Source organism: Parundibacterium terreum (genome assembly GCF_014636315.1).
In the GTDB taxonomy this organism is placed as follows: Bacteria; Pseudomonadota; Gammaproteobacteria; order Burkholderiales; family Burkholderiaceae_D; genus Undibacterium; species Undibacterium terreum.
Window position 1 is genome coordinate 450,476 of the sequence record NZ_BMED01000003.1, and the last position, 21,769, is coordinate 472,244.

20 protein-coding genes and 2 pseudogenes are annotated in these 21,769 nt (G+C 51.3%); 9 read left to right on the forward strand and 13 right to left on the reverse strand.

The window, feature by feature from the left end; all coding sequences use genetic code 11:
• The first annotated feature begins 33 nt into the window (after positions 1-33).
• Complete coding sequence (locus IEW12_RS16740; protein ID WP_188567219.1) at positions 34-444, forward strand: helix-turn-helix domain-containing protein; 411 nt, start codon at positions 34-36, stop codon at positions 442-444.
• Between the two features lie 278 nt (positions 445-722).
• On the opposite strand, the gene IEW12_RS16745 is transcribed toward IEW12_RS16740, so the two are convergent.
• Complete coding sequence (locus tag IEW12_RS16745) at positions 723-929, reverse strand: hypothetical protein (protein WP_188567220.1); 207 nt, start codon at positions 927-929, stop codon at positions 723-725.
• A 175-nt stretch (positions 930-1,104) separates the two neighbouring features.
• On the opposite strand from IEW12_RS16745, the gene IEW12_RS16750 reads away from it, so the two are divergent.
• The gene (locus IEW12_RS16750; RefSeq protein ID WP_188567221.1) at positions 1,105-1,245 is read left to right on the forward strand and encodes a hypothetical protein; all 141 of its coding nucleotides are present in this window, start codon (positions 1,105-1,107) and stop codon (positions 1,243-1,245) included.
• A 756-nt stretch (positions 1,246-2,001) separates the two neighbouring features.
• Here the strand turns inward: IEW12_RS16750 and IEW12_RS16755 are convergent.
• The 11 genes from IEW12_RS16755 to gspG form a co-directional block, all read right to left on the reverse strand.
• On the reverse strand, positions 2,002-2,523 hold the full coding sequence (locus tag IEW12_RS16755) for a type II secretion system protein (protein WP_229751167.1): 522 nt from the start codon (positions 2,521-2,523) through the stop codon (positions 2,002-2,004).
• Positions 2,510-2,905, reverse strand: a complete 396-nt coding sequence (locus IEW12_RS16760) for a type II secretion system protein (RefSeq protein WP_188567222.1) — start codon at positions 2,903-2,905, stop codon at positions 2,510-2,512. The genes IEW12_RS16755 and IEW12_RS16760 overlap by 14 nt, the downstream gene beginning before the upstream one ends.
• Before the next feature lie 4 nt (positions 2,906-2,909).
• Complete coding sequence (locus IEW12_RS16765; RefSeq protein ID WP_188567555.1) at positions 2,910-3,419, reverse strand: type II secretion system protein; 510 nt, start codon at positions 3,417-3,419, stop codon at positions 2,910-2,912.
• Positions 3,420-3,457: 38 nt separating this feature from the next.
• Positions 3,458-5,977, reverse strand: a complete 2,520-nt coding sequence (locus IEW12_RS16770; RefSeq protein ID WP_229751168.1) for a secretin GspD/PilQ domain-containing protein — start codon at positions 5,975-5,977, stop codon at positions 3,458-3,460.
• A complete protein-coding gene (locus tag IEW12_RS16775) occupies positions 5,977-6,567 on the reverse strand; it encodes a hypothetical protein (RefSeq protein ID WP_188567223.1) in 591 nt (196 codons plus the stop codon). The genes IEW12_RS16770 and IEW12_RS16775 overlap by 1 nt, the downstream gene beginning before the upstream one ends.
• The gene (locus IEW12_RS16780; protein WP_188567224.1) at positions 6,567-7,184 is read right to left on the reverse strand and encodes a hypothetical protein; all 618 of its coding nucleotides are present in this window, start codon (positions 7,182-7,184) and stop codon (positions 6,567-6,569) included. The genes IEW12_RS16775 and IEW12_RS16780 overlap by 1 nt, the downstream gene beginning before the upstream one ends.
• Positions 7,181-7,732, reverse strand: coding sequence for a PilN family protein (locus IEW12_RS16785; RefSeq protein ID WP_188567225.1), 552 nt, complete (start codon positions 7,730-7,732; stop codon positions 7,181-7,183). The genes IEW12_RS16780 and IEW12_RS16785 overlap by 4 nt, the downstream gene beginning before the upstream one ends.
• On the reverse strand, positions 7,729-8,568 hold the full coding sequence (locus IEW12_RS16790) for a hypothetical protein (RefSeq protein WP_188567226.1): 840 nt from the start codon (positions 8,566-8,568) through the stop codon (positions 7,729-7,731). Before IEW12_RS16790 ends, IEW12_RS16785 begins: the two co-directional genes overlap by 4 nt.
• Positions 8,561-10,264 (reverse strand): GspE/PulE family protein, encoded by a 1,704-nt coding sequence (locus IEW12_RS16795; RefSeq protein ID WP_188567227.1) that lies wholly within the window; start codon positions 10,262-10,264, stop codon positions 8,561-8,563. Before IEW12_RS16795 ends, IEW12_RS16790 begins: the two co-directional genes overlap by 8 nt.
• On the reverse strand, positions 10,261-11,463 hold the full coding sequence (locus tag IEW12_RS16800) for a type II secretion system F family protein (RefSeq protein ID WP_188567228.1): 1,203 nt from the start codon (positions 11,461-11,463) through the stop codon (positions 10,261-10,263). The genes IEW12_RS16795 and IEW12_RS16800 overlap by 4 nt, the downstream gene beginning before the upstream one ends.
• 87 nt (positions 11,464-11,550) lie before the next feature.
• Positions 11,551-11,976, reverse strand: coding sequence for a type II secretion system major pseudopilin GspG (gspG, locus tag IEW12_RS16805; RefSeq protein ID WP_188567557.1), 426 nt, complete (start codon positions 11,974-11,976; stop codon positions 11,551-11,553).
• Positions 11,977-12,612: 636 nt separating this feature from the next.
• Here gspG and IEW12_RS29115 point away from each other — a divergent pair.
• The 7 genes and pseudogenes from IEW12_RS29115 to IEW12_RS16835 form a co-directional block, all read left to right on the forward strand.
• Positions 12,613-12,978, forward strand: a pseudogene (locus IEW12_RS29115) (DUF6531 domain-containing protein); the annotation flags it as partial.
• A 465-nt stretch (positions 12,979-13,443) separates the two neighbouring features.
• Positions 13,444-14,886, forward strand: a complete 1,443-nt coding sequence (locus tag IEW12_RS16810; protein WP_188567229.1) for an RHS repeat domain-containing protein — start codon at positions 13,444-13,446, stop codon at positions 14,884-14,886.
• Positions 14,883-16,298 carry an RHS repeat domain-containing protein gene (locus IEW12_RS16815; protein ID WP_188567230.1) on the forward strand — a complete coding sequence of 472 codons (1,416 nt, stop codon included), beginning with the start codon at positions 14,883-14,885 and terminating at the stop codon, positions 16,296-16,298. The genes IEW12_RS16810 and IEW12_RS16815 overlap by 4 nt, the downstream gene beginning before the upstream one ends.
• 104 nt (positions 16,299-16,402) lie before the next feature.
• Positions 16,403-19,936: an Ig-like domain-containing protein gene (locus IEW12_RS16820; protein WP_188567231.1), complete on the forward strand. Its 3,534-nt coding sequence runs from the start codon at positions 16,403-16,405 to the stop codon at positions 19,934-19,936.
• A 2-nt stretch (positions 19,937-19,938) separates the two neighbouring features.
• Positions 19,939-20,310, forward strand: a complete 372-nt coding sequence (locus IEW12_RS16825) for an ankyrin repeat domain-containing protein (protein ID WP_188567232.1) — start codon at positions 19,939-19,941, stop codon at positions 20,308-20,310.
• A 191-nt stretch (positions 20,311-20,501) separates the two neighbouring features.
• A pseudogene (locus tag IEW12_RS29195) lies at positions 20,502-20,999 on the forward strand (RHS repeat-associated core domain-containing protein); the annotation flags it as partial.
• Positions 20,986-21,324, forward strand: a complete 339-nt coding sequence (locus IEW12_RS16835; protein WP_188567233.1) for a hypothetical protein — start codon at positions 20,986-20,988, stop codon at positions 21,322-21,324. The pseudogene IEW12_RS29195 and the gene IEW12_RS16835, both read left to right, overlap by 14 nt.
• A 71-nt stretch (positions 21,325-21,395) precedes the next feature.
• Here IEW12_RS16835 and IEW12_RS16840 read toward each other — a convergent pair whose 3' ends face one another.
• A complete protein-coding gene (locus tag IEW12_RS16840; protein ID WP_188567234.1) occupies positions 21,396-21,713 on the reverse strand; it encodes a hypothetical protein in 318 nt (105 codons plus the stop codon).
• Between the last annotated feature and the right edge of the window lie 56 nt (positions 21,714-21,769).

Sequence of the window (21,769 nt, forward strand, 5' to 3'; positions counted from 1 at the left end):
TGAGTTAAGTTACAGTATAAATTTGGAGGCACAATGGAACACAGTGCTATTGAACAAATCACTATACGGTTTCAAGCGCTGGCATCGCTTGTACCGTTGCGCCCTATTCGCACGAAGAATGACTACGTCAATGCCGTGGTATTTATCAATCAACTGCTAGACACGGGAGCAGCCAACGAATTCTCGCCGCTAGCCGATCTAACGAACGTATTGGGATTGCTGGTCGCTGATTACGAAAGCGCGCAGAACTCAGTCCCGGCGATCGCGCCTGTTGAGTTACTGCGCTTTCTAATGGAGCAGCATCATCTTGCGCAATCCGATATGCCGGAGATAGGCAGCGAGGATGAAGTGTCGGATATTCTTTGTGGGAAGCAGCAGTTGGACACCCGTCAAATTAAGTTACTAGCCGGGCGTTTTAAGGTTCCGGTAAGCATATTTATTTGATTATTGCGAATTTCCATTTATCTACCGTTCACCACGGGCATCCCAGCGCCGGCAACGGTCCCTCTTCTGATATCGTTCTCGGGCATGGTGGTAGGCGTTCTGGTTGCACCTTGATTGGATTGCGAATAATCCAGGTAATTCATATTGATCGCGTTTCAGTCACCGAATTTTGTAAATTGAAATTTAGAGTCGGCCGTAGAACAGCTCTCAATGTGTTCGAAAGGGATACCTACAAACAACGCGACCCAGGCTTGCTGCATTCGGCAATTGGTAATCCCTCATTTCTTTACTGGTCCGGCTAATAACCCGCCATCGTTCATGTTAAGGGCGCGCAATTTTGCTGCCCGTTGCTCCATGCCTGGTTGCATATTTTTCGCGATATCAGTTGCCTTGGCTAGCAATGCTTCATAATTCTCGGAGGGACTCCCGTTCATAGCCACCGAGGCTTTAGCCATCCGGCTCTTACCGGCCCTTGCAACTTTCATGTCAAATCCTTTCTTGTAGTTGCATTACGTTTTCGAGTTGACTATGGCAGACTTTGCCTAAAACAGGAATAAAAATTTCTTCCATTATTCCTGATAAATGAAGTTAACGACGCAATGTTATTCCTTGCGGTTCTCGTGCTATATTTAAAGTGAGTTGTGCCAAAGAGAGGTGAGAATGAGTCATGTCTTAAAAGTAATTTGGATGGCAGCGAAAGAGACACCTCGCGGTTTTTTTGCACCGGTTATTGGCGCAGTAAAAGGGATCCTAGAAGAGTTTAGAAGATTGGAGAAAGATAGAGAGTCGAAGAAAATTTAATTGCTTTCTTAGGAATGATTTGTTTTGGCTTCGGTCTTGGCTAGCTCAAAGAATCCCATCTTCTTTGACAACATTACTGGACTCTTTGAAAACGCCTTGCGGGTCATCTGCAGTCTCACATATAGTGAACATAATTAAATAACCCTCTTGACGACGGTCCAGAGGGGCCACCATTAGTGGGAATTGTTCGCTATTAGAATCCTTTACTTTCGCTTCCTAAGCTAATATCTGCCGGTATTGCCAGAAAGTAAGTGTGGGACATCGATTACGTAACGGCCCGTTCTGACTTGCAAGCCGGTTGCCCGTCAATCAGTTCGCTTAGATAATGATTTCAATACCAGTAATTTGCTGCTGATCCAGAGACTAAGATGAAACAACGAGCAATTAAACGGCTAGTGTATGCGCGCTATCACAAATCTCAAATCATATGACAAGAAGAGGAGCGGGCCTGGCTCGGCATGGCGCCAGTTGGGCGCGAGTTCGGGAGTAAGGATTATGAGCGCCTGACTTACGAAGACCAACTTGCGAGTCCCGCAACGAACCAAGAATTTGATCGTTGGTTTTCAAGTAGACTCGAAAAAAGTCTTGAACGTCGTCGCCGATCCAAGTGATACTCCGGGATCCGACTAGAATTGTGCTGATAATATCAAAAAAATGCAGTCGCGCTACAATGGTTCTAGGATTACATGCAGTGCATTAGACTATGGATAACAGTAATTTTCCACGTTCAGCGTAGTTTAATCATCGGATCTGTTACTAAATTGTCGGAGCAAAGACCCAGTCCGAATAAGAAGTTTTTCCACTCAAATACCGAAACTCCATCTCAAAATTTCCGATCTTGATCGGTACCTCAGTCGACAAACTATGCACGCCAATAATACCTGACCCATCCGGTGAATTTAAAACTCCCCACTCAGCTTTGCCCGTGATCGGATCATCATAGATTTTTCGCAGATGCCGGCGAATATTAGGATAACGAGGATCCTTTAACAGATCCTCCAAAGTACGAGGGCGAGACGATTGTCCTGCCGGCGTCGCGCTGGCATAGCTAATCAAGGCCGCGCGAAATTCTCTACCGATGGTGAGCAATTCTTGCTCCGCATTCCTTCTCTGAATCACAAGACCGAGTTGCAAAGTCGCAGCGGTCGCGACACCTATAATAGCCAGCGTGATTAGCAGACCGATATAAGTAAACCCTCGCGCTCTTGATTTTAGCCCACGAGCATATGGGCTCAGGCGACGCACCCCGGTTATGTTGGAATGACTATAGGTCGGCAAAGGCCTGCCCCTTGCGGTTCAATCCCACGGCACCACTCTTGATGTCATATACATTCCCCATTGCGCTGTCGTCTGGTGGCAAGATCAGCCAGGTCGTGTTGCTTTCCGTGATCGGGTCGAAGGGAAGTTCGCGTAGATATTTTTTACCCACTAGCTCTGACAGCGATTCCGGGTAGCGGCCTGTGTCCCCATAGAATTTATTGATCGTTTCCCTAGTCGCATTGAGGTTTTGTGCCAATACTGTTTCCTTGGATGCCTCGATACTTTGGAAGTAGCGAGGCACTGCCAAAGTCAGTAATAGCGCAACGATGGCGAGTACTACCAGCAGTTCAATCAGCGTAAAACCGGCTGGCTTCGAATAAGGTTTAACGGATGTATTCATGCGCTCACCATTTGTTGTAAGGAACGCCGTTTAATCCCACTTTCTGGGACAAGGAATAGATGTCATAGACGTCATCCCCTTCTTGCGGATCATTCGCTTCGCTCGCGTAACTGCGCTTTCCCCATGATGCTGACTCCGGTATATTGGTATCAGGACTCATCGGATCCCTGGGAATCCTCCTTAAAAAGTAAATCTTGTTCCGTTTAGGGTCGCGTTGGTCCGGCACGCCCTCCACCAGTATCTCCAGATCTTTAGGGTATCCGCTGCTTCCCACAGGATTGGAAACCCGTCCCTCGCTACTGGCGCGCTGGTAGGCATCAATGCCGCGGCGAATCTCTCGTATGGCCTGCCGCAACTCATTTTCTTGGCTACGCTGAATTGTGACCTGGGCGACCGGGACTGCTATGCTGGCAAGCACACCCATGATCGCCAAAGTGACCAGCAATTCAATCAACGTAAAACCCGCGTTGGCTTGTTCCTGCGAGCTAAGGAAGGGAGGCGCAGATTTACGCATGATAAGAAGATGCATTATGGTCGCAGAGTTGCATATGCTTACCGTATCACCTGGACAGAGTAGGCCGCGGGTAGAACGGCGTTGATCTGGTTTCCAACCGGGCCAGTGGCAGTCATGCTGATCAATTGCACTTGCGTTGCCGGCATCTCAGCCAAGGTGCGGAAATTGACTGTCACCAAGGTCGCTGGCGATGCCACGCCCGAATTATCGGCACGGGTATCGGTTATTAAAATATTGCCGTTGGTATCAACCCCGCTGGTAAAGCGAGTCTGCACGCCGCCTTGCTTCATGAAATCTCCCTCCGAAATCCCAGTCACCTGCAATACTTTGTTGTCATAGCGCAGGGTCAAAGGCAAATTTGCAATCGGCTGATCCGACTGCATCACTACTTGTAAGGAAATGGTGTCGCCGACTTTCGCCTGCGGTGGCCCCTGCAACACCGGCTTGGCGCCGCTCGCAGAAGGGATGCCGCCTCCAGAAATTCCACCCTGTAGGTCAGGGGCAACGATGACTGGGTTGGCGTTGGAAGACCCGGACGCGGAGCCTAACGATCCGCTTCCCATGGATGCATCATTGGCACCCGTTGCAGGTGCGGCTGGCGCCTGGCGATTCTGTTGGGTTCCACTTGGGTTGGTTACAGTTGGAGCCGTCGTAACAGGATTGGTGATGGTGGAATCCTGGCGCACACGAAGGCTGTTTTCTGTTCCGGAGCGGAAGCTTGCCTGCGTTGCGTCTGGTCGCTGGATGTTACGGATCAGATGTGGCGTGATGGAAAGGACAATCTCTGTCTTTTCATCATTGTTGTTAGTGTTGCCAAACAGCCTGCCCACAACGGGTACTTCACCTATGCCAGGAATTTTGTTCCCTGAGCGGCGTTCTTGGTCATTGATCAGGCCCGCCAATACCTCAGTTTCGCCATTCTTCAGGCGCAGTACCGTGCTGGCAGTACGCGTTCCGATTTCATATGCGCTGGTGCCGGATTGCGTGGTAATCTGGTTAATGATGCTGCTGACTTCAAGCGACACCTTGATGGCAACATCGTCGTCCAGATATACGGTTGGCTCCACATTCAAAGTCAGACCGATATCGATGTAGTTAATCGACTGAGAGACAAAGCCAGTTGAAGTCGCAGTGGACGTAATATTGGGGACGCGTTCGCCGATCAGGATCTTGGCTTTTTCGTGGTTACGGGCGCGTATCCTGGGATTGGCAAGCAGATTTGCATCCGAATCCTGAACATTGGCCCGGATTGTTGTCGTGCCCACGCTGGCACCTATGCTCCGCTGGTTCTGATGCAGCAGGTCGTTCAGTGTCAAGTTGCTGCTGGTCGTGCCGGTGCCTGATACGCCCGATAGGGACAAAGGTGTCAGACTCAAACTCCCTGGCCATTGAATACCTAGGTCTTGCAGGCGGGTGCGTTTTACCTCCAAAATTTCTACTTCCAGCATAACTTCCGGTTCGGCGACATCTTGCAGGGCGATAAGTTTTTCTGCGATTTTTATCGCGTCTGGGCTATCGCGTACGATCAGCATATTCAGTTTTTCATCGACGACGATATCGCGCGATTTAACTATCGTTTTGATGGTGTTGGCGACATTCTTGGCATCTGCGTTCGTCAGAAAAAAAGTGCGAACCACCATCTCCTGATAGTCTTTTTGCTTGGCTGCAGTATTCGGATAGATCAGTATGGTATTACCATCCAATACCTGTTGCTCCAACTGATTCGTCAGCAACGTGAAATGAACCGCTGACTCAATGGTACTGTTCTTCAGGAAGATGGAAGTCCGTTGATCCGTTTTGACCTCTTTGTCGAACAAAAAATTCAGGCCGGAGCTGCGCGAGATTACATCAAAAATTTGTTTCAACGCTACATCCCTGAATTCAATCGTGATCGGCTTCTTATAATTAGCCGCCAATAGCGACTCAGATGCTGGTCGCATGGTTCTTTCGTTGATGGCCCGTTGCAACGCCAAGGCCTGCTCGTTTTCTGGGTTCTCGGCTAAGATGCCTGCCAGTCTGGCGCGCGCAGTTTCTACATCCTTTTTATTGAAAGCCGCGCTAGCTTCTTGCAGAGCTTTGGTATGACGCTGACCTACGTCCAATGCCAACAGCCCCGCTTTTGCCCGTTCATTACCAGGTGCGATAGAGAGGGCGCGTTGATACAGTTTTTCGGCGTCGGTACGTTGTCCACCGTTGGCAAGTTTGTCCGCCTGCTCCAGATAACTATTCAGGGCGCGTTCACGTGTCTGCAGGTAGGCGGAGCGAAACTGGGCGTCCTGTGGGGCATAGGTAATCGCTTCCTGGAATTTTGCCAGGCCTTGTTCTACTTTACCGTCTGCGACCAATTCTTTCCCGTTACGATAGGCCATCTGTCCTGCACAAGCCGTCAGCAGTAGAATGCCTAGGCAGCCCGTCGTCCAGACAACGATCTTTTTAGAGAGTTTCCCCTTCAGCTCTTCGTCGAAGTTAGTCCACGTGTCCGCGGGTTTCGAGGTCTTTAATTTATTTGACGTTTCTGTATTAGAGCTAACCGGCGTCTGTGTCGGATCATGCGGCATCAATCGACGCCTCCAATGGTAAGAGTTTGCACTTGTTTCAGTGGTAAATAGGTAAAGGTCATCAATGGCGGTTTGATAGCATCGATTCGGTAAGTGTCATCGATCACCATCTGCTCGCGGGCGATGTAGGTCTGGTCGCCGCGACCAATATAAATTTCCAGTTTTCCATCTTCATTCTTCTTCCCCAGGTAACTAAACGGTAGCGCAGGCGCCGTCGGCGGTGGTGGAGGCGGAGGTTTCTGCACGGGCGGAGGAGGCGGTACCCAGCTTTGGGCTGCAAATACGCCATCTGTGCCTTTCTCGAACGACGTGCTCCCCAGTAATTGGTCTCTGGGACGTAGTTCGAGAATGCTGATCTCTTTTTTTTCTTTGCCTGAACGCCCACTGGTAGTAACAGCGGATGACGGTGATTTGATCGTCGAACCGGTCACTGGGATGGGAGCAACTTCCCTTGTAGCCGATTTTGTTTCAGACGTAGTTGTGCGGTTGACCGCTTCTGTGACGCCCGTGTTGGGCGTCTTGTCAGCAAAAAATGCCAGCCACGCAGTGACCAACAAACCGGCTGCCATCAGCACGTGTTTCGTGTTCATCACTCTATTCCTGCTTTGCGGTTTGCTACTTCACCGCCGGCAACCTGGTCTTGCTTAGCATTCAGATACAAAGTAAAACTCAGCTTGGTCTCCAGTTGGGGATTGTTGATTGCATCACGCTTAAAGGTGATTTCATCCAGCGATGCAAATGGGATGGCCAATAGTACTTGTTCGCAGAACTGACGAATCACCGGATATTGCCCACGGATCGGTAATTGAATTCTGTAGGTATGGAATCGGCCAGCGCTATCATAAGTTGCTTTGTATTCTGCCTGAGAGAGTGCCAAGCCGTTTTTGGCAGCGATCGCGAACAGGGTTTTTACCTGCTGTTCAGGATAGCGCTGCTCACCCAATGCTGCATAAAAATCCTTCAGCCGAAGCTGCGCGACCGGCATCTTAGCGGGTAGTACGGTAGGTGGTAGTGATGCAACAGTATGCTGCAACCGCTGTAATTTTGACTGTTGGACGGCCAGCTTCTCTTTGAAATGCGGTACACCCACGCTCCAGCCGAAAATTCCCAAGATGAACAGCAGCGCGGCAACATTGATCAGCCAGCCGGATCGGCGTAAGCCCAAATACAACTGCAAGCCTGCCTGCCGAATTCTTTGCATCGTCATTTGGCGTCCTCCGCCCATTGCACTTCAAACTGAAAGCGCAATGGCTTATTCGGATCGCGTTCGTTGATTTCGTGCTTATTCAAGATCACTGAGACAAAGAAAGCCTGGTGCTTCAACTCTTCGATATAGGCGATCATTTCTGAACTGGACTTTGCCTCCGCAGAGCCCTTGATCAGATTGCGCTTGGCATCCGGCTCCAGCGCCAGCAAGGCGATCGTTTTTGGGGTGGCGGCTTCTATTGCATCCAACACATCGCGCCAAGGCAAATTCAGTTGTGCAATTGCATGGTTGACGGCGATTGCTTGCGGTTCAGGAATCGTGATTTTTTCAACGACAGGCACTGCCAGGGTACGCCGGCTTAGTTTGGTCTGGAGTCGGGCGATGGTCGTGGCCTGTGCCTCATACGACTCTACGAATCCATTTATGGACCAAGCTGCAGAAGCCGACAGAGAAAGTCCCGCAACCAACAGTAACCATGTAAATATTGACGCGCTGGCTATGCGACGACGCAGCGAAGGTGGCGCGAAGTCGACACGAATTTCGTTCATAGCTTCACTCCACTGCGTGCTAGCGCAATGTGCGGCGATGGCAAAGTCTGGACTTTTAGCAAGAAAGGATCTCGCAATGCACTGCAGATAAGTGCATCTGTCCCTTTCGCTTCGGTTGGACTTAGAGCAAGTTTGTCGATTTCTCCGCATAGCTGCAATCTACGCGGGACAGGCAGGTTGAGTCGCAAAGCCTCCCTGGCGACATGCTGTTGCAGCCAGTCGTTGCCTTGTGCATCATCAGGAATATTCGTTGCTCGTATTGCATGGAGCTTCCTGTTGACCGTCGCTCCTAAGCTAAGTACCCGGTTGTGCAGTTGGCCGAACCAGTCATCCTTGTGAAGTCGATGTCGCCAACCATTCAAGGAGGCGACAAACTGAGGCTGCACACTGATCAATTGAAATCTACTCTCTCGCGCGAATTGTTGCAGAGCGCTGAGCAAAGGATGAGGTAGGCAACAGGCAAGAAAGGGACGGCTCGCATTCCAGTCGGCGGCCAACTGCCAGCTCGCCATGGATTCTCCATAGAGCGACTGAAAGCGCATGGCTGCGGCGGCCTTGCAGTCTTGCAAACTGATAACATTCTGCGGTGGTGCCACCATGAACAGCCTGGCGAAGTCATCGCTGAGCACGACGGTAGCCGGCATGCCGCTAAGCTTGATGCTGCCGATTGCTACCTGGCAGCGCGAAAGTAACTCCAGAGGGCTGGCCGCCGCTTCTATATCAAAGCGTTGATCAAGCAAAATAGAGGTGCGCGAACGCCAGCCGGTCGTGTGTAACACGCCAATGCCTTGCTGGGATACACCTATCCTGAGTGTGCCTTTACGCCAATCAAGCATGCAAGGTCACCCGTTTTATTTCATCCAGCGTCGTTTCGCCGCGTTTGACTAATTCCAATGCTGCTTCGCGCAGGCTACGCGTGCCATTTAAGCGCGCTGCCTCCTTGATCTGGCGTATCGGCCGCTTCTCGATAATCAACTCGCGAATCTCGTCATTCAATATTAATATTTCTGCGATCGCACGCCTGCCCTTGTAACCGGTACCGCGGCAGTCACCACAGCCGGCACCTTGCTTGAAACGATAAGCAACTACATCATCCTTGCTCAAATTGACGCGAGCCAGTTCAGCATCCGTTGGGATATGTGCAACTGCGCAATGAGGGCAGTTCAGCCTTATCAAGCGCTGCGCCCAGATGCCGTTCAACGCAGAGACAAAGGAATAGGGGTCAATGCCCATGTGGGTAAAGCGGCCGAATACATCAAATACATTGTTGGCGTGCACGGTGGTTAGCACCAAATGGCCCGTCAATGCCGATTGCACAGCGATCTCTGCGGTTTCGCGATCGCGTATTTCGCCGACCATGATCTTGTCCGGGTCATGCCTCAATATGGAACGCAGGCCTTTGGCGAAGGTCAGTCCTTTTTTTTCGTTCACGGGAATTTGTAAAATACCCGGCAACTGGTATTCCACCGGGTCTTCAATCGTAATGATTTTATCGCGGCCATTGTGAATTTCCGTCAGCGCCGCATACAGCGTGGTGGTCTTACCGGAGCCGGTTGGCCCGGTCACCAGCAGCATGCCATAGGCCTCTTCGGCAAGGTTGCGTAGGCTGACTAGCGATTCAGCGTCGAATCCCAATGCTTCCAGCGTCAAGGATCCATACGCCTCGATCATGGCCCGCTTATCGAGAATACGGATAACTGCATCTTCTCCGTGAATGCTGGGCATGATGGAAACGCGCAAGTCTATTTCCCGTCCCGTAGCCTCGACACGAAAACTGCCGTCTTGGGGAATACGTCGCTCAGCAATATCCAGCTCTGCCAGAATTTTCAACCGCGATATGACTTGCTCTGCCAGCTCAATGCCATTGACTGTCGTCGCATGGTCTAGGACCCCGTCTACTCTATATTTAACGGCTAGTCCTTCGGCAGTGCTTTCTAGGTGGATATCGGATGCGGCGGCTTTCAATGCGTCATACAAAGTGGAGTTGACCAGTTTAACTGCGGGGCTGGCGGCTTCGCTGACGGAGGCAAAGGACAGCACCGCTGCGGTTTTTCCATCCCGTCTTGCATCATTCGCTGTCGGTGCCAGATTGTCGACTGCGCGCGCTGACTCTTCCTGCTTGGACAAATAGGCCTGTATGTCGGCAGCCAAGGCCAAGCGCAGCGACAATGGTCTGCGCGCCTGGGTCTCAATCCAGGTTTGTAGGTCCGCATCGAAGGGATCCGCTACGACACCAATCAGCTCGCCTTGGCTATGGCGCAGCAAGGCGCAGTGACGCTGCATGGCTTTGGACAAAGGCATCAGGTCAAACGCCGGAAGCAGGGCCAGCATGTCGGCAGTTTCCATTGTCAGCATGTCGAAGGCGAGAGCCACCGCTGGCACAAGTTGACGTAAATCCACTTTGCTCAGATCTTCAAGCTCCGACATGACTGAACGCCGGGATGCCGTCGCGAGCGAGCGAGCCTGTTGCAACAAGCTAGGATCCAATGTGAATAAGGGCTGAGCCTCCAATGACTTGATCAAAGCACTCATGACAGACTGCCTGCCAGATCAAAAATAGGCATGTACAGCAAGACAACAATGGTACCGACAATGATGCCTATCGCTGCCATCAACAGTGGCTCAAAGGTGCGTGTAAACCTGTCTATCCAGCGGCTGATTTCACCGTCATAAAATGCGGCGGACTGGGTGAGCATAGAGCCAAGCTCCCCCGATCTTTCTCCCACACGTAACATGCGTAGTGATATCGGCGTGGTCAGATTATTGTTGGCAAAAGCTTCCGACAATTGAGCGCCAGATTGAATAGTGTCGATTGCACGCTGCACGCCGATCTGTATATCCTTGGAAACGATGCCCAGCACCGTGGTCATCGCTGTCACGATAGGAATGCCGCCTTCCAGCAACATGCCTAAGGTCAAATACAAGCGTGCAAGCTGGTAAATCCTTATCCGTTCACCAATGCCTGGCAAGCGCGCAATCAATTGCATCAGCCCGCCTTTGGCCAACAACTGGCGAAACGCAGCGGCGGATATTAGTAACACGCAACTGAGACCTGCCAGCAAAGTTTTGGTGCGCGTCGCCGCGAATTGCCCCCAATCCAGCAGCAATTGCGACATCCAAGGCAGGTCGCGGCCGGCACCTTGATAGACCTCTGCAAAGCGCGGTACGACGTAGCCGATCAAAAAGAAGGAAACGCCGCCTCCGACCAACAGCAAGATCATCGGGTAGATGGCTGCGCTGACGATTTTGCTGCGTACGCTGTCGATTCTCTGCTGGTAATCAATAAAGCGGGACAACGAGCGCGGCAAATCGCTGGTACCTTCCGCCGCTTTGACAATGCCGATATACAACGGAGGGAATAGCCCAGGCTGTTCCGCCAGCACAGCGGAAAAACGTTTACCTTCTCGCAGTCCCCCCAACAATCGCTCAAGAATGGCGCGCGTAGCCTGATTGGATTCTTTTTCTAGTAGTGCCTCCAGCCCTTCAACAATAGACAGGCCGGCATTCAAGAGTGCGAGCAATTCTTGGCTGAACAATACCAAGGGCAAGTGTCGACTGCCAGAACTTGTCAAGCGATTGCCGCTCAGCAGGGAGTTGCGCGTGGGTTGAATCGCCGCCACAAATAAGCCTCTCGCCTCGACCTGACGGCGTGCATCGCTTTCATCAACGGCATCGATAACGAGCTGTGTCAGCAAGCGGTCAGGTGAAAGGGCGCGTATTTGGTACTGCATAAGGTTTTACGCTTCGTTGAGCTTAGAGTAGAGGAGATGTATGGGTAATGTCAGACCTCGACTGAGCGAGGCAGCGTCTGTACCAATTTAGTTATTGGTGATATCTGTATCTTCCCCGGATCCGCCGGGTTGCCCGTCTTTACCATAGGACAAGATGTCGAATTCAGTTTTGGTACCTGGCACCTTATACACATAGGCATGGCCCCACGGGTCAAGAGGGACATTCTTTTTTAGGTATGGGCCATTCCAATTTGCTGCGGCAGCTGGTTTTACTAGCAGGGCAGCTAGACCTTCCTCAGAAGTAGGGTAATGACCAACGTCAAGGCGGTATGTATCGAGGGCCTTTTCGAAAGCTTCTATTTGCGCTTTGGCGATGGTCACTTCGGATTTGCCTAGCTGGGAAAAGTATTTTGGGCCGACATAGGCAGCCAGCAAACCAATGATGACAATGACCACGAGCAATTCGAGCAGTGTGAATCCTCGATTCAAAGTATTAGCGGAGCGATTGCCCATTAGATATAAAGACCTCTTTGCTGTGAAAAGGGGGGGGGGCAACTGGCGGTGATTCATGGCTCTCTACTTACTGGCATATCTTTCAAAAAACGGAGTTTAGCAAGAAAAACAAGTTGCGTGGAATTAATTTCTCTTTGGAAATATTGTCATTAATGATAACATTCACAAAAAATGAAATAGCAATATGGCATTAGCCAATTTTAATCGGGTTATCGAAATTCAATTAACCACAAGAAACTAGTTCCGGGGAACTAAATGCATATGAATTTTTTGGCGTTACAACTTGGCTGGGTCACAGCTTCAAATAATCGACGTATTCACGCGAAAACCAGTGTTGACTCCCTTAGTATCAACATACAAAAGATAATCTTTATGCTTATCTTAAGCGTGCTATTCATACTCTATTCGGGAGCCAGTATTGCTTCAACTAGTACAGTAAAGGGATTGTGGAGAACTGGCGGGATGATGGCGTCCGACCTACCTGACCCAACAGCATCCTGTACTTATTTTGCCGCGCATACCAATCCCAACCAGTCGTATCCGACCTGTGGGTTGGGGCCATTTGGGGCTCAACTCCGAAATCAATATGCTTGCAATGGCGACAGTGGGACTGGCTGTCAGACCTTCGCGTTTACGATGCTAAATTGTCCAATCGGAAGCCAATTATCTTTGGACGGGAAGTCGTGCGAGTGTCCGAGCGGTACGCAATATTTCGATGACGTCAAAAAATGTGTAGTTGTAAGAGAAGATAATGGCGGTACCCCTAAAATCAATTACGATAAGGGAGGTCCTTCCTGCCATGTTGACCCGAACAAAGACCAACAAGATTGCGGCAATCCCATTAATCCTGGCAATGGCAATAAATACCAGACTGAGATCGACTATCTAGACAGTTCATCCTCTGGGGAATTGAGTGTTCGCCGCACCTATAACAGCAATCCGCTGGCCATCAATGCATCGCAGTCCAGGTCCTTCGGAGCCAACTGGACCTACGCATATGACGCCACAGTGACAGATCTAGGTGGTGTGAGCACACTACCTTCTCCCTATCAATGGTATTCCTGCTGGATACGTACCGATAATAATTATCGCTACTGCATTTACCCTTCAACCTCTATCGATGAAACGCAGCGAGTCCTCTCGATTCAAAGAGCCAATGGCAACAAATCGATCGTCGTCGTTGGTCCCAATTCCGTCTACATACAAGATCCGGATAATAACGATAGGTTGACAGCCACCAGAGACGGTAACGGTAAGCTCACGAGCTGGCAATTATATGTTTCACAAAACGAGTCCGTAGAGACCTATGATGCGAAAGGACTGCTGCTGTCGATCACGAGTCAAAACGGGCGCGTACGTCAATTGACTTACAGCGACGGCATCAGCAATAACAGCAGTGTAGGCCGAGTTCCGGCCAGTGCCCCTGTTTGCCCGCATGTCCAGACCGGAGACGTATTACCTGCCGGATTGCTTCTATGTGTTACCGATAGCTGGGGTCGTCAGGTTCAGTTCGAGTATGACGCCAAAAGCCGCATTGCGAAATTCTATGACCCTGCCAATCTGGTCTACAGCTACGAGTATGATGGCGCCTCAGGTGGGTGTACGACACCAGATGCAAATAATCGTGCATGTGCAGCGAACAATCTGACCCGCATCACTTATCCGGACGGTAAAACTAAGACCTACCACTACAACGAAGCTGCCCAGATCAATGGCGGAACAGCCTGCGCCAACACCGTCCAGATCGGCAACGGTTTCGGCAGCTTGCTTAACAGCCTGACCGGCATTACAGACGAGAACGGTGTGCGCTACGCTAGCTGGACTTATGACTGCCAAGGCCTAGCCACCTCATCGCAGCACGCCGGCGGAGTCGAAAAAGTCAGCCTGGCGTACGGTACTGTAGACTCGTCCGGCAAAAGTATTAATACGATTACCCACTATCTCGGTACGCCGTCGAACCCACAAACGACGACTCGCAGCTACAACTATCAGCTCGTACTGGGTGTTGCCAAGAACGCCGGCATCGACCAGCCCTGCGTCGAGTGTGGGCCGGCCAAAGCAAGAACCTACGACGGAAATGGAAACGTAACGTCGTCAACAGACTGGAACGGCATCGTCACGACGTACGGCTATGACCTGGGCCGTAATCTGGAAACAAGTCGGGTTGAGGCTTCTGGCACACCACAAGCCCGGACGGTAATGACGAGCTGGTACACTACCTACCGTCTGCCGCTGTCGATCAGCGAACCACTGCTGCGCACCACCTACACCTACGATGTTTCCGGCAATGTCCTGACCAAGACTGAACAGGCCACAACAGATGCCAATGGCGCCGCCGGTTTCGGTGCCACGCTGACCGGCAGTCCCCGCACCTGGACCTACACCTACAACAACCTCGGCCAGGTCTTGACGGTCACCGGCCCACGCACCGATGTCACGGACGTGACCACCTATACCTATGACGGTAGCGGCAATCTGTCTACCGTCACCAATGCGCTGGGGCACGTCACTAGTTTAACCAATTACGACGCCAACGGCCGGGTAGGGCACATCACCGAGCCTAATGGCGCCACCACCGACCTGGCTTACAGCCCACGCGGCTGGCTCACCAGCCGGGTCGTGACGTCCGGCAACACGGTAGAGAGCACCAACTACGACTATGACGGCGTCGGTCAGATCAAATTGGTGACGCTGCCCGATAGATCTTCGGTGAGCTATGTATATGACGACGCCCATCGCCTGACCCAGGTCAGCGACAGTCTGGGCAACAGCATCATCTACACACTGGACCTGCGAGGCAATCGCACTCAGGAACAAATCAAGGATCCTAATGGCAATTTGGCCCGCCAGATCAGCCGCGTCTACGACAACCTCAACCGCCTGCAACAAGTCACCGGAGCCGCCCAATGAAGTGCCGCACGCCACTCTCACCCTTGACCATTGCCATCGCGCTGCTAGCCTCCGGCACTGCCTTTGCGCAAACGCAGAACACGACCTATAACTATCAGTACGATGTCGTCGGCAACCTGACCCAGATCACCGATCCTCTGGGCCGGGTCACCAACCAAGTCTATGATCCACTGAACCGGCTAACGCAGCAGACCCTGCCGGCGCCGACCAGCGGCGCCGCGCGTCCAATCATCGTGACCGGCTACGACGGACAAGGTCAGGTTGTTAGTGTCACTGATCCCAGGAACCTCATCACCAGTTACACCCGCGATGGTCTGGGCAACCTGACCCAGCAGCAAAGTCCCGATACCGGCGCCACGGTCAATACCTATGATGTGGCCGGCAACCTGAAGACCAGCACCGATGCCAAAGGCCAGCTCACCCGCTACACCTATGACGCGCTGAACCGTGTCACAAGTATTACCTATGCCGACAACAGCGCGGTGACCTACACCTACGATCAAGGTATCAACGGCCTGGGCCGGCTAAGCCAGGTCAGTGACGCCAGCGGCAGCATCCAGTACATCTACGACCAGCGCGGTCGCGTTCTCACCGAAGTGCGGACCATCAGTGCGATCAGCTACACCACAGGCTACAGCTACGATAGTGCAGGGCGCCTGGCCGGCATCACCTATCCTAGCGGACGCAGCCTGGTCTATACCCGTGACAGCATGGGCCGCATCAGCCAGATCGACAGCAACAACAACGGTACCATCACCATCGTCGTCACCCAAGTGAACTACCAGCCGTTTGGCGGCGTGAAGTCGTATATCAACGGCGCCGGCCAGACCATCAGCCGCAGCTACGACCTGGATGGCCGTATCAATAGCTATACGCTGAACAACCAGACCAAGGCGCTCGGCTATGACCCGGCCAGCAATATCACCAGCCTGACCGACGTCAACAACGTCGCCACGACTCTCGGTTACGATGGACTGGACCGCCTCACCAGCGCCCTGACCGCCACCAGCAGCCGTACCTATGGCTACGACGCCACCGGCAACCGCACCAGCCAGGCCACCGGCAGCACCAGTTCCACCCTTAGTTACGCCGCCAACAGCAACAAGCTGACCCAGATCACCGGCACGCAAACCACCAGCATCGCCACCGACCTGAACGGCAGCATCACCAACAACGGCAGCAACCAGTTCACCTATGACGCCCGCGGCCGCCTGACCAGCGCGGTGACCAGTGTGGGCACGGTGCAATACACCGTCAATGCGCTGGGCCAGCGCATCCAGAAGAGCAGTCCTGCCGGCAGCACGCAGTACCACTACGACAGTGGCGGCAAGTTGATTGCCGAGACCAGCGGCAGCAACGGCAAGGACTATGTCTATCTGGGGGACATGCCTGTGGCCATGTTCCAGCATTAGGCCATCAACAACGCCAATGACCACGCGGTACCGACAACAGCATCAATATCACTAAAAATGAAGGCGCGTATCCCACAGGATGGGATACGGCAAAGGGGAAAGTAGTGTCACCATTCACCATACTGAAACGGATTTGGATCTCGCTGACAATAGCAGCTGTGATGCTGGCAACGGTCAGTTCAGCAGCCGCAGCAGCTTCTACTGCGCCTTACTGGCCAGCGTATACGCAAGCAAGTAGCGGTGCGTTAGTCAGGGATCATGCCGGCAATGCCTATATGACCTTCATGAACCAAGGTTATGTACAGCAGATCAAACCTGATGGCACAGCAGGGATGCAGTGGACGGGACTTAATGGACCCGGTGGCTTGGCGGAAGCCAAAGACGGCAGTGGAATCGTGACCAGCACTGCGTCCGGCTTAAGGAAACTGGGCTTTGACGGCACTATCACTTCTATTAATTCCCAGACTGATCTTGGGTATATCGGCTACGCACCGGATGGGACTTTATATAGCACTGTCTACGGCGCAGGCAAAGTCTACCAAATTAATGATGCAGGTCAGGTCAGCGAATTTGTTCCAACAGGGACCGTCTCACAACCGACATCCTTCAGCTTTGACGACAATGGTGACTTGGTGATACCGAGTTACGGCAGCGGCAGGATATTGCTCATCAAGAAAGACAAGAGCATTCAGACCTTGCTGACGATTTCCGGCCCCATCATGGTGAGAAGATATTATGGGCAAGGTTGGCTGGTTGGTACCACTGATGGAATATACGTGTATGATGAACAATGGCATTTGCAGAGCAAGTTGGTTAGCGATCGCGCGGACAACCTCATTACTCTGGATAATGGCACCAACTTGTTTGTTGCCTATAACACGGCTGGAATCAAGCAGCTTGTGGGTGCCCCGGTTGGAACAACAACCCCTCCACCAGTCACTCTGACACTGAGTTCCCCCCTGACAGGCCCAGCGAATACCCGGCTTAACACCAGCTTCAGCGCGAATCCAGCGACCGGGGGTTACCAAAGCGCGGTATATTTCCCAGGGATTACTGCGACCCAGTCGGATGCTCTTGTGGTAGACCAGGCTGGCAATCTGTATACGACGCCAACCAATACCGGCAAAGTGGTGCAGATCAAGCCGGATGGTTCAATTGGCATACAATGGACCGGTCTTTCTAATCCTCGCAGCCTCGTCATGGCCAAAGGCGGCAATGGTATTCTGGTGCAAACGTCAAGCGGCCTAACCCGTCTGTCATTCGACGGTACGAAGCAGGTCCTCAATACAAACGCCGACCTGAACTTTTTAAAATATAGCCCAACCGGGCAACTGTACTCGGCGAGCTATGCATCAGGAAATATCTATCAGATAGACGATGCGGGCCACGATAGCGTCTACATACCGTCGGGCGTGATACATGGACCAGCAGCATTTACGTTCACCGCTGCGGGCGAAATGTTGATGCCATCGTACGACAACAAGACCCTGTACTTAATTAAGCAAGATAAAACGTTGCAACAACTCATAACGACCACCAGTGTTGGTGCAGGACCAATCGCATTGATACAATTCGAATCCGGTTGGTTACTGGGCGCCGACAATGGTATCTATTACCTTGATGCGCAGTGGCAAATGACTAAATTAGTATCTGATCGCGCAGATAAATTAGTGGCATTGGCCGATGGCTCTGTCATCTTTGTAGCTCTTAACGGTGCCGGTTTAAAAAAACTAAACGCGATCGGCACAGGAAACACCAGCAACTTGAACGGAGCAACACTATTCGCTCCTGCGAATATCGTACTGAACGCTAGTGTTACGAATCCCACCATGGTTGTTTCGCAAGCGGAGTTCTTTAATGACAGCACATCTCTTGGCATAGCAAGCTCAGCTCCGTACGTACTGAATTGGAGCAATGTGGTTCCTGGTAGCTACAAAGTTACCGCAAAGGTAACCGATGGTTCGGGCAACAGCGTAAGCAGCCTGATCAAAACTTTAACAATACGGGCCAACGTGCCACCAAGTATCAGTCTGGTGAGTCCGAGCACAAATCTAACTTTGCCCCCACCGAATACCAATGCCACGTTGGCGGCCTATGCCTTCGATAGCGACGGAGCGATAGCGCAAGTAGAATTTTTCGATGGAAGTACGTCGCTCGGCGTAGTCTCACAGTCTCCTTACGTGTTGAGTTGGAGTAATATCTCCGTAGGCAGTCACATTATCACGGCCAAGGCCACCGATAACCTGGGCGCTAGCAGTGTCAGCACTCCTGTAACCGTGACGGTAGCGGCCAACCTGCCGCCGAGTGTCACGTTGACCAGCCCAACTAACGGCCAACGCATTACGCCACCGGCCAACTTGACGCTCAATGCGACGGCTTCCGATAGCGACGGTACAGTGGCTCAGGTTGCCTTCTTCAACGGCGGCAGCTTACTCGGCACTGTTACCCAGGCGCCGTACACGGTGACTGTCCCTAACCTGGCCACTGGCAGTTACAGCATTACCGCAGTTGCCACAGACAATCAGGGAGCCAGTACTACTACCAGCCCTGCAGGCATCGTGGTCGATGTACCGCCGACGATACATCTAGTGGCCAGCCCCAGCAATGCGACCGCTCCGGCGACTGTTGCACTGACGGCCACAGCCGCCGACTCGGACGGCAGCATCAGCCAGGTGGAATTCTTCAATGGCTCTACCTCATTGGGTATCGTCACGCAGGCACCGTTCAGTTTCAACTGGGTTAATGTAGCGGCTGGAACTTACACTCTGACCGTGAAGGCGACGGATAACCTTGGAGGAGCCACCACATCCTCTGCAGTAACCGTGATCGTCAATGCAAACAATGGCAACGGAACAGGTGGGTCAGAGCAGGTGTATTATATCCAGGCAGATCATTTGAATACGCCGCGACTCCTGACAGACAAGGACAATGGAGTCGTGTGGCAGTGGGGGCAGGATGAACCGTTTGGCGCCACTGTAGCGAATCAAGATCCGGCCAACTCAGGGAAGCAGACGGAGTTCAACCTGCGTTTCCCGGGGCAGTACTTTGATAAGGAAACCAATACCCATTACAACTACTTTAGGGACTACGATCCGCAGACGGGGAGGTATCTGGAGAGTGACCCCATTGGATTGAGCGGCGGTATTAATACGTTTGGCTATGTTTATGGTGATCCAGTTTCCAATGTTGATCCTAATGGGACCAGTGTTATTGCTCTGGGTAATGGATGGGCGGGGGCCGCTGGCGCAGGTGGCGGAGCTATCGGTTTTGGAGCCGCAGCAGCGGTAGCCGGTGCAGGTTATGGCGGCTGGCAAATTGGTCAGTATATAAATCCTACGGTGCAGCCTTGGATTGCGTCGCTACTTGATAAAGTGGATGAAGCGCAACGCGTTTGGGAGCGGCAGCAATATCACAAACGTTGTGATGAGCCAGAGCCGCCGGGCCTGTCCAACTGTGAAAAGTGGAAGTGGCGGAGAGATCGAGCAAAACAATGTATTGCAGATCGCGATCAATACAGTAAAAAATGGTATCCCGGTAGTGAAGAGCCTGGCCATGTGAACGTCATCAGTAACTTGCGTCAGGCAATCGAAAACTTAAATGACAAAATCAGCAGATTTTGTTCAAAAGAATGCCCTTAAATATGACTACTTTAAATGAAGTATTTGAGCGGATGGCGGATATCCCAGAATTTTTGGGTAAACCCTTGGACCAGGTGAATTCTATTGGCAATTTTGGGAATGCTCCCCTGCACGTTGCAGCGGGATGGGGCGACGTGCAGGCTATTACTATGTTGGTGAAAAATGGGGCGGATGTAAATGTTAAAGGAGAGGAAAAAATGACACCTTTACATCGAGCTGCTGCCGCTGGACATTTATCTGCTGTTGAGACGCTACTCAATTTCGGCGCCGACGCAATGGCCAGAGATGCCGGCGGAAACACCCCAATGCAATTAGCGACTATCTTAGGGAAGCGCGCAGTTGCTGAACATCTTGCTCACTATTCAGGATCGTAAAGCAATAATATTGTGCCGAATGAATCGCTAAATTTAAGCTGGCCTCCACGTGCAGGCGAAAATCGTGTCTAGGAAAAATTTACGAAACTGAGGGGTGGGGTTAGGAAAAATCGAGCTAAGCCGTTGAATGGACTAGGAAAAAAGGCAGTCTGTACGACGGAAGTGTGTCAGGGTAAACATACTACAACTACTTTAGGGATTACGATCCGAGTACCGGACGATACCTTCAATCCGACCCGATTGGGCTGCAAGGAGGTATTAACACTTTTGCGTACACAGGAGGAAATCCAGTTGGTCGAACAGATGCATCAGGACTGTCCTGGGGGTGTCAATGGTATGGCCTGACGGTTATCTGTTCAAATACGCCGGATATTCCCATAGATCCAGATGTCAAACTGCCGCCATACAAGCCAAGTCCTGACACTAATTCTTGTACTCCTGAACCTCCTGATAAAGATCCATGTAAAGGATATAGAGATCAGTTGAGAGAGCATGAGAAAAAATATGCTGACTATGTCGAAAATCCTAGCGCTGGCGATAATAAAGGCCATCTTGCTGCTGCGTACAATGCAGGAAATATGGAACGTTATACTCAAATTTTTAATGCGCGACTTGAAGTTTTATGGTATCAAATTATAAATTTTCGCAATCTTTTAGCTAAATGTGAAAGAGAACATGGGAAAAAATAAGACAATAAACTTAGAAGAGTTTAGGTCGGTAGTAAATGCAATTTTTTCTCATTTAATTGATGATTTAAAAATTAAAGAGATTGAGTTGACTGAAGACTATTATTGGGAAATTTTAGAGTCCTCTCTTTACAAATTTGATCAGGATCCGCCAAGTCCACGTATTGGGAGCCTAGCGGATGACTTGGATTTCCTGTCTTCTTTGTTATCGGATAAAAGTCACGCTATTCCTATAATGTTTTTGCATGTTGCACCGGTACTTCGTTTCATTGGTCAAAATGTTAATCCATTTGAAATAAGTAATAATGGGAATCACGCTGAAAAATGACTTAAAGGCCGTATCTACGAGCGCCACCACCCACACTAGATATGGCAATAAAATTGCGCCTTATGCGGTCGCTAAAAAAAGCCGGTCGGGAAAATCCTCCCCACCGGCTTTTTTATTGGTTGAATGACAAAGAAAAACGCCGCCAGTCTACCAATCCCGATAGGAAGTTCGTACCTGTTCCAATGCTTGCTCCAACACGCTGTCACCGGACAGCATGCGTCTCGCTCGTTCCGCATCGTCATCGGTGACACGATCCCCTCTAGCGCAAAACTTGCAACGGTCTGCCGCCAATCCTCATCCTCATGAGCAATCGCGATGAACTTGGACCGCTCCCATGCCGCTTCCAGCGACACTATTTGAGCTTTGCTCCGAATTTTGTCTTTATGCATAAAATTCTATTCGTTGCAGGTCTTCTCATCTAATTACAGAGTTTGTCATTTCGTTT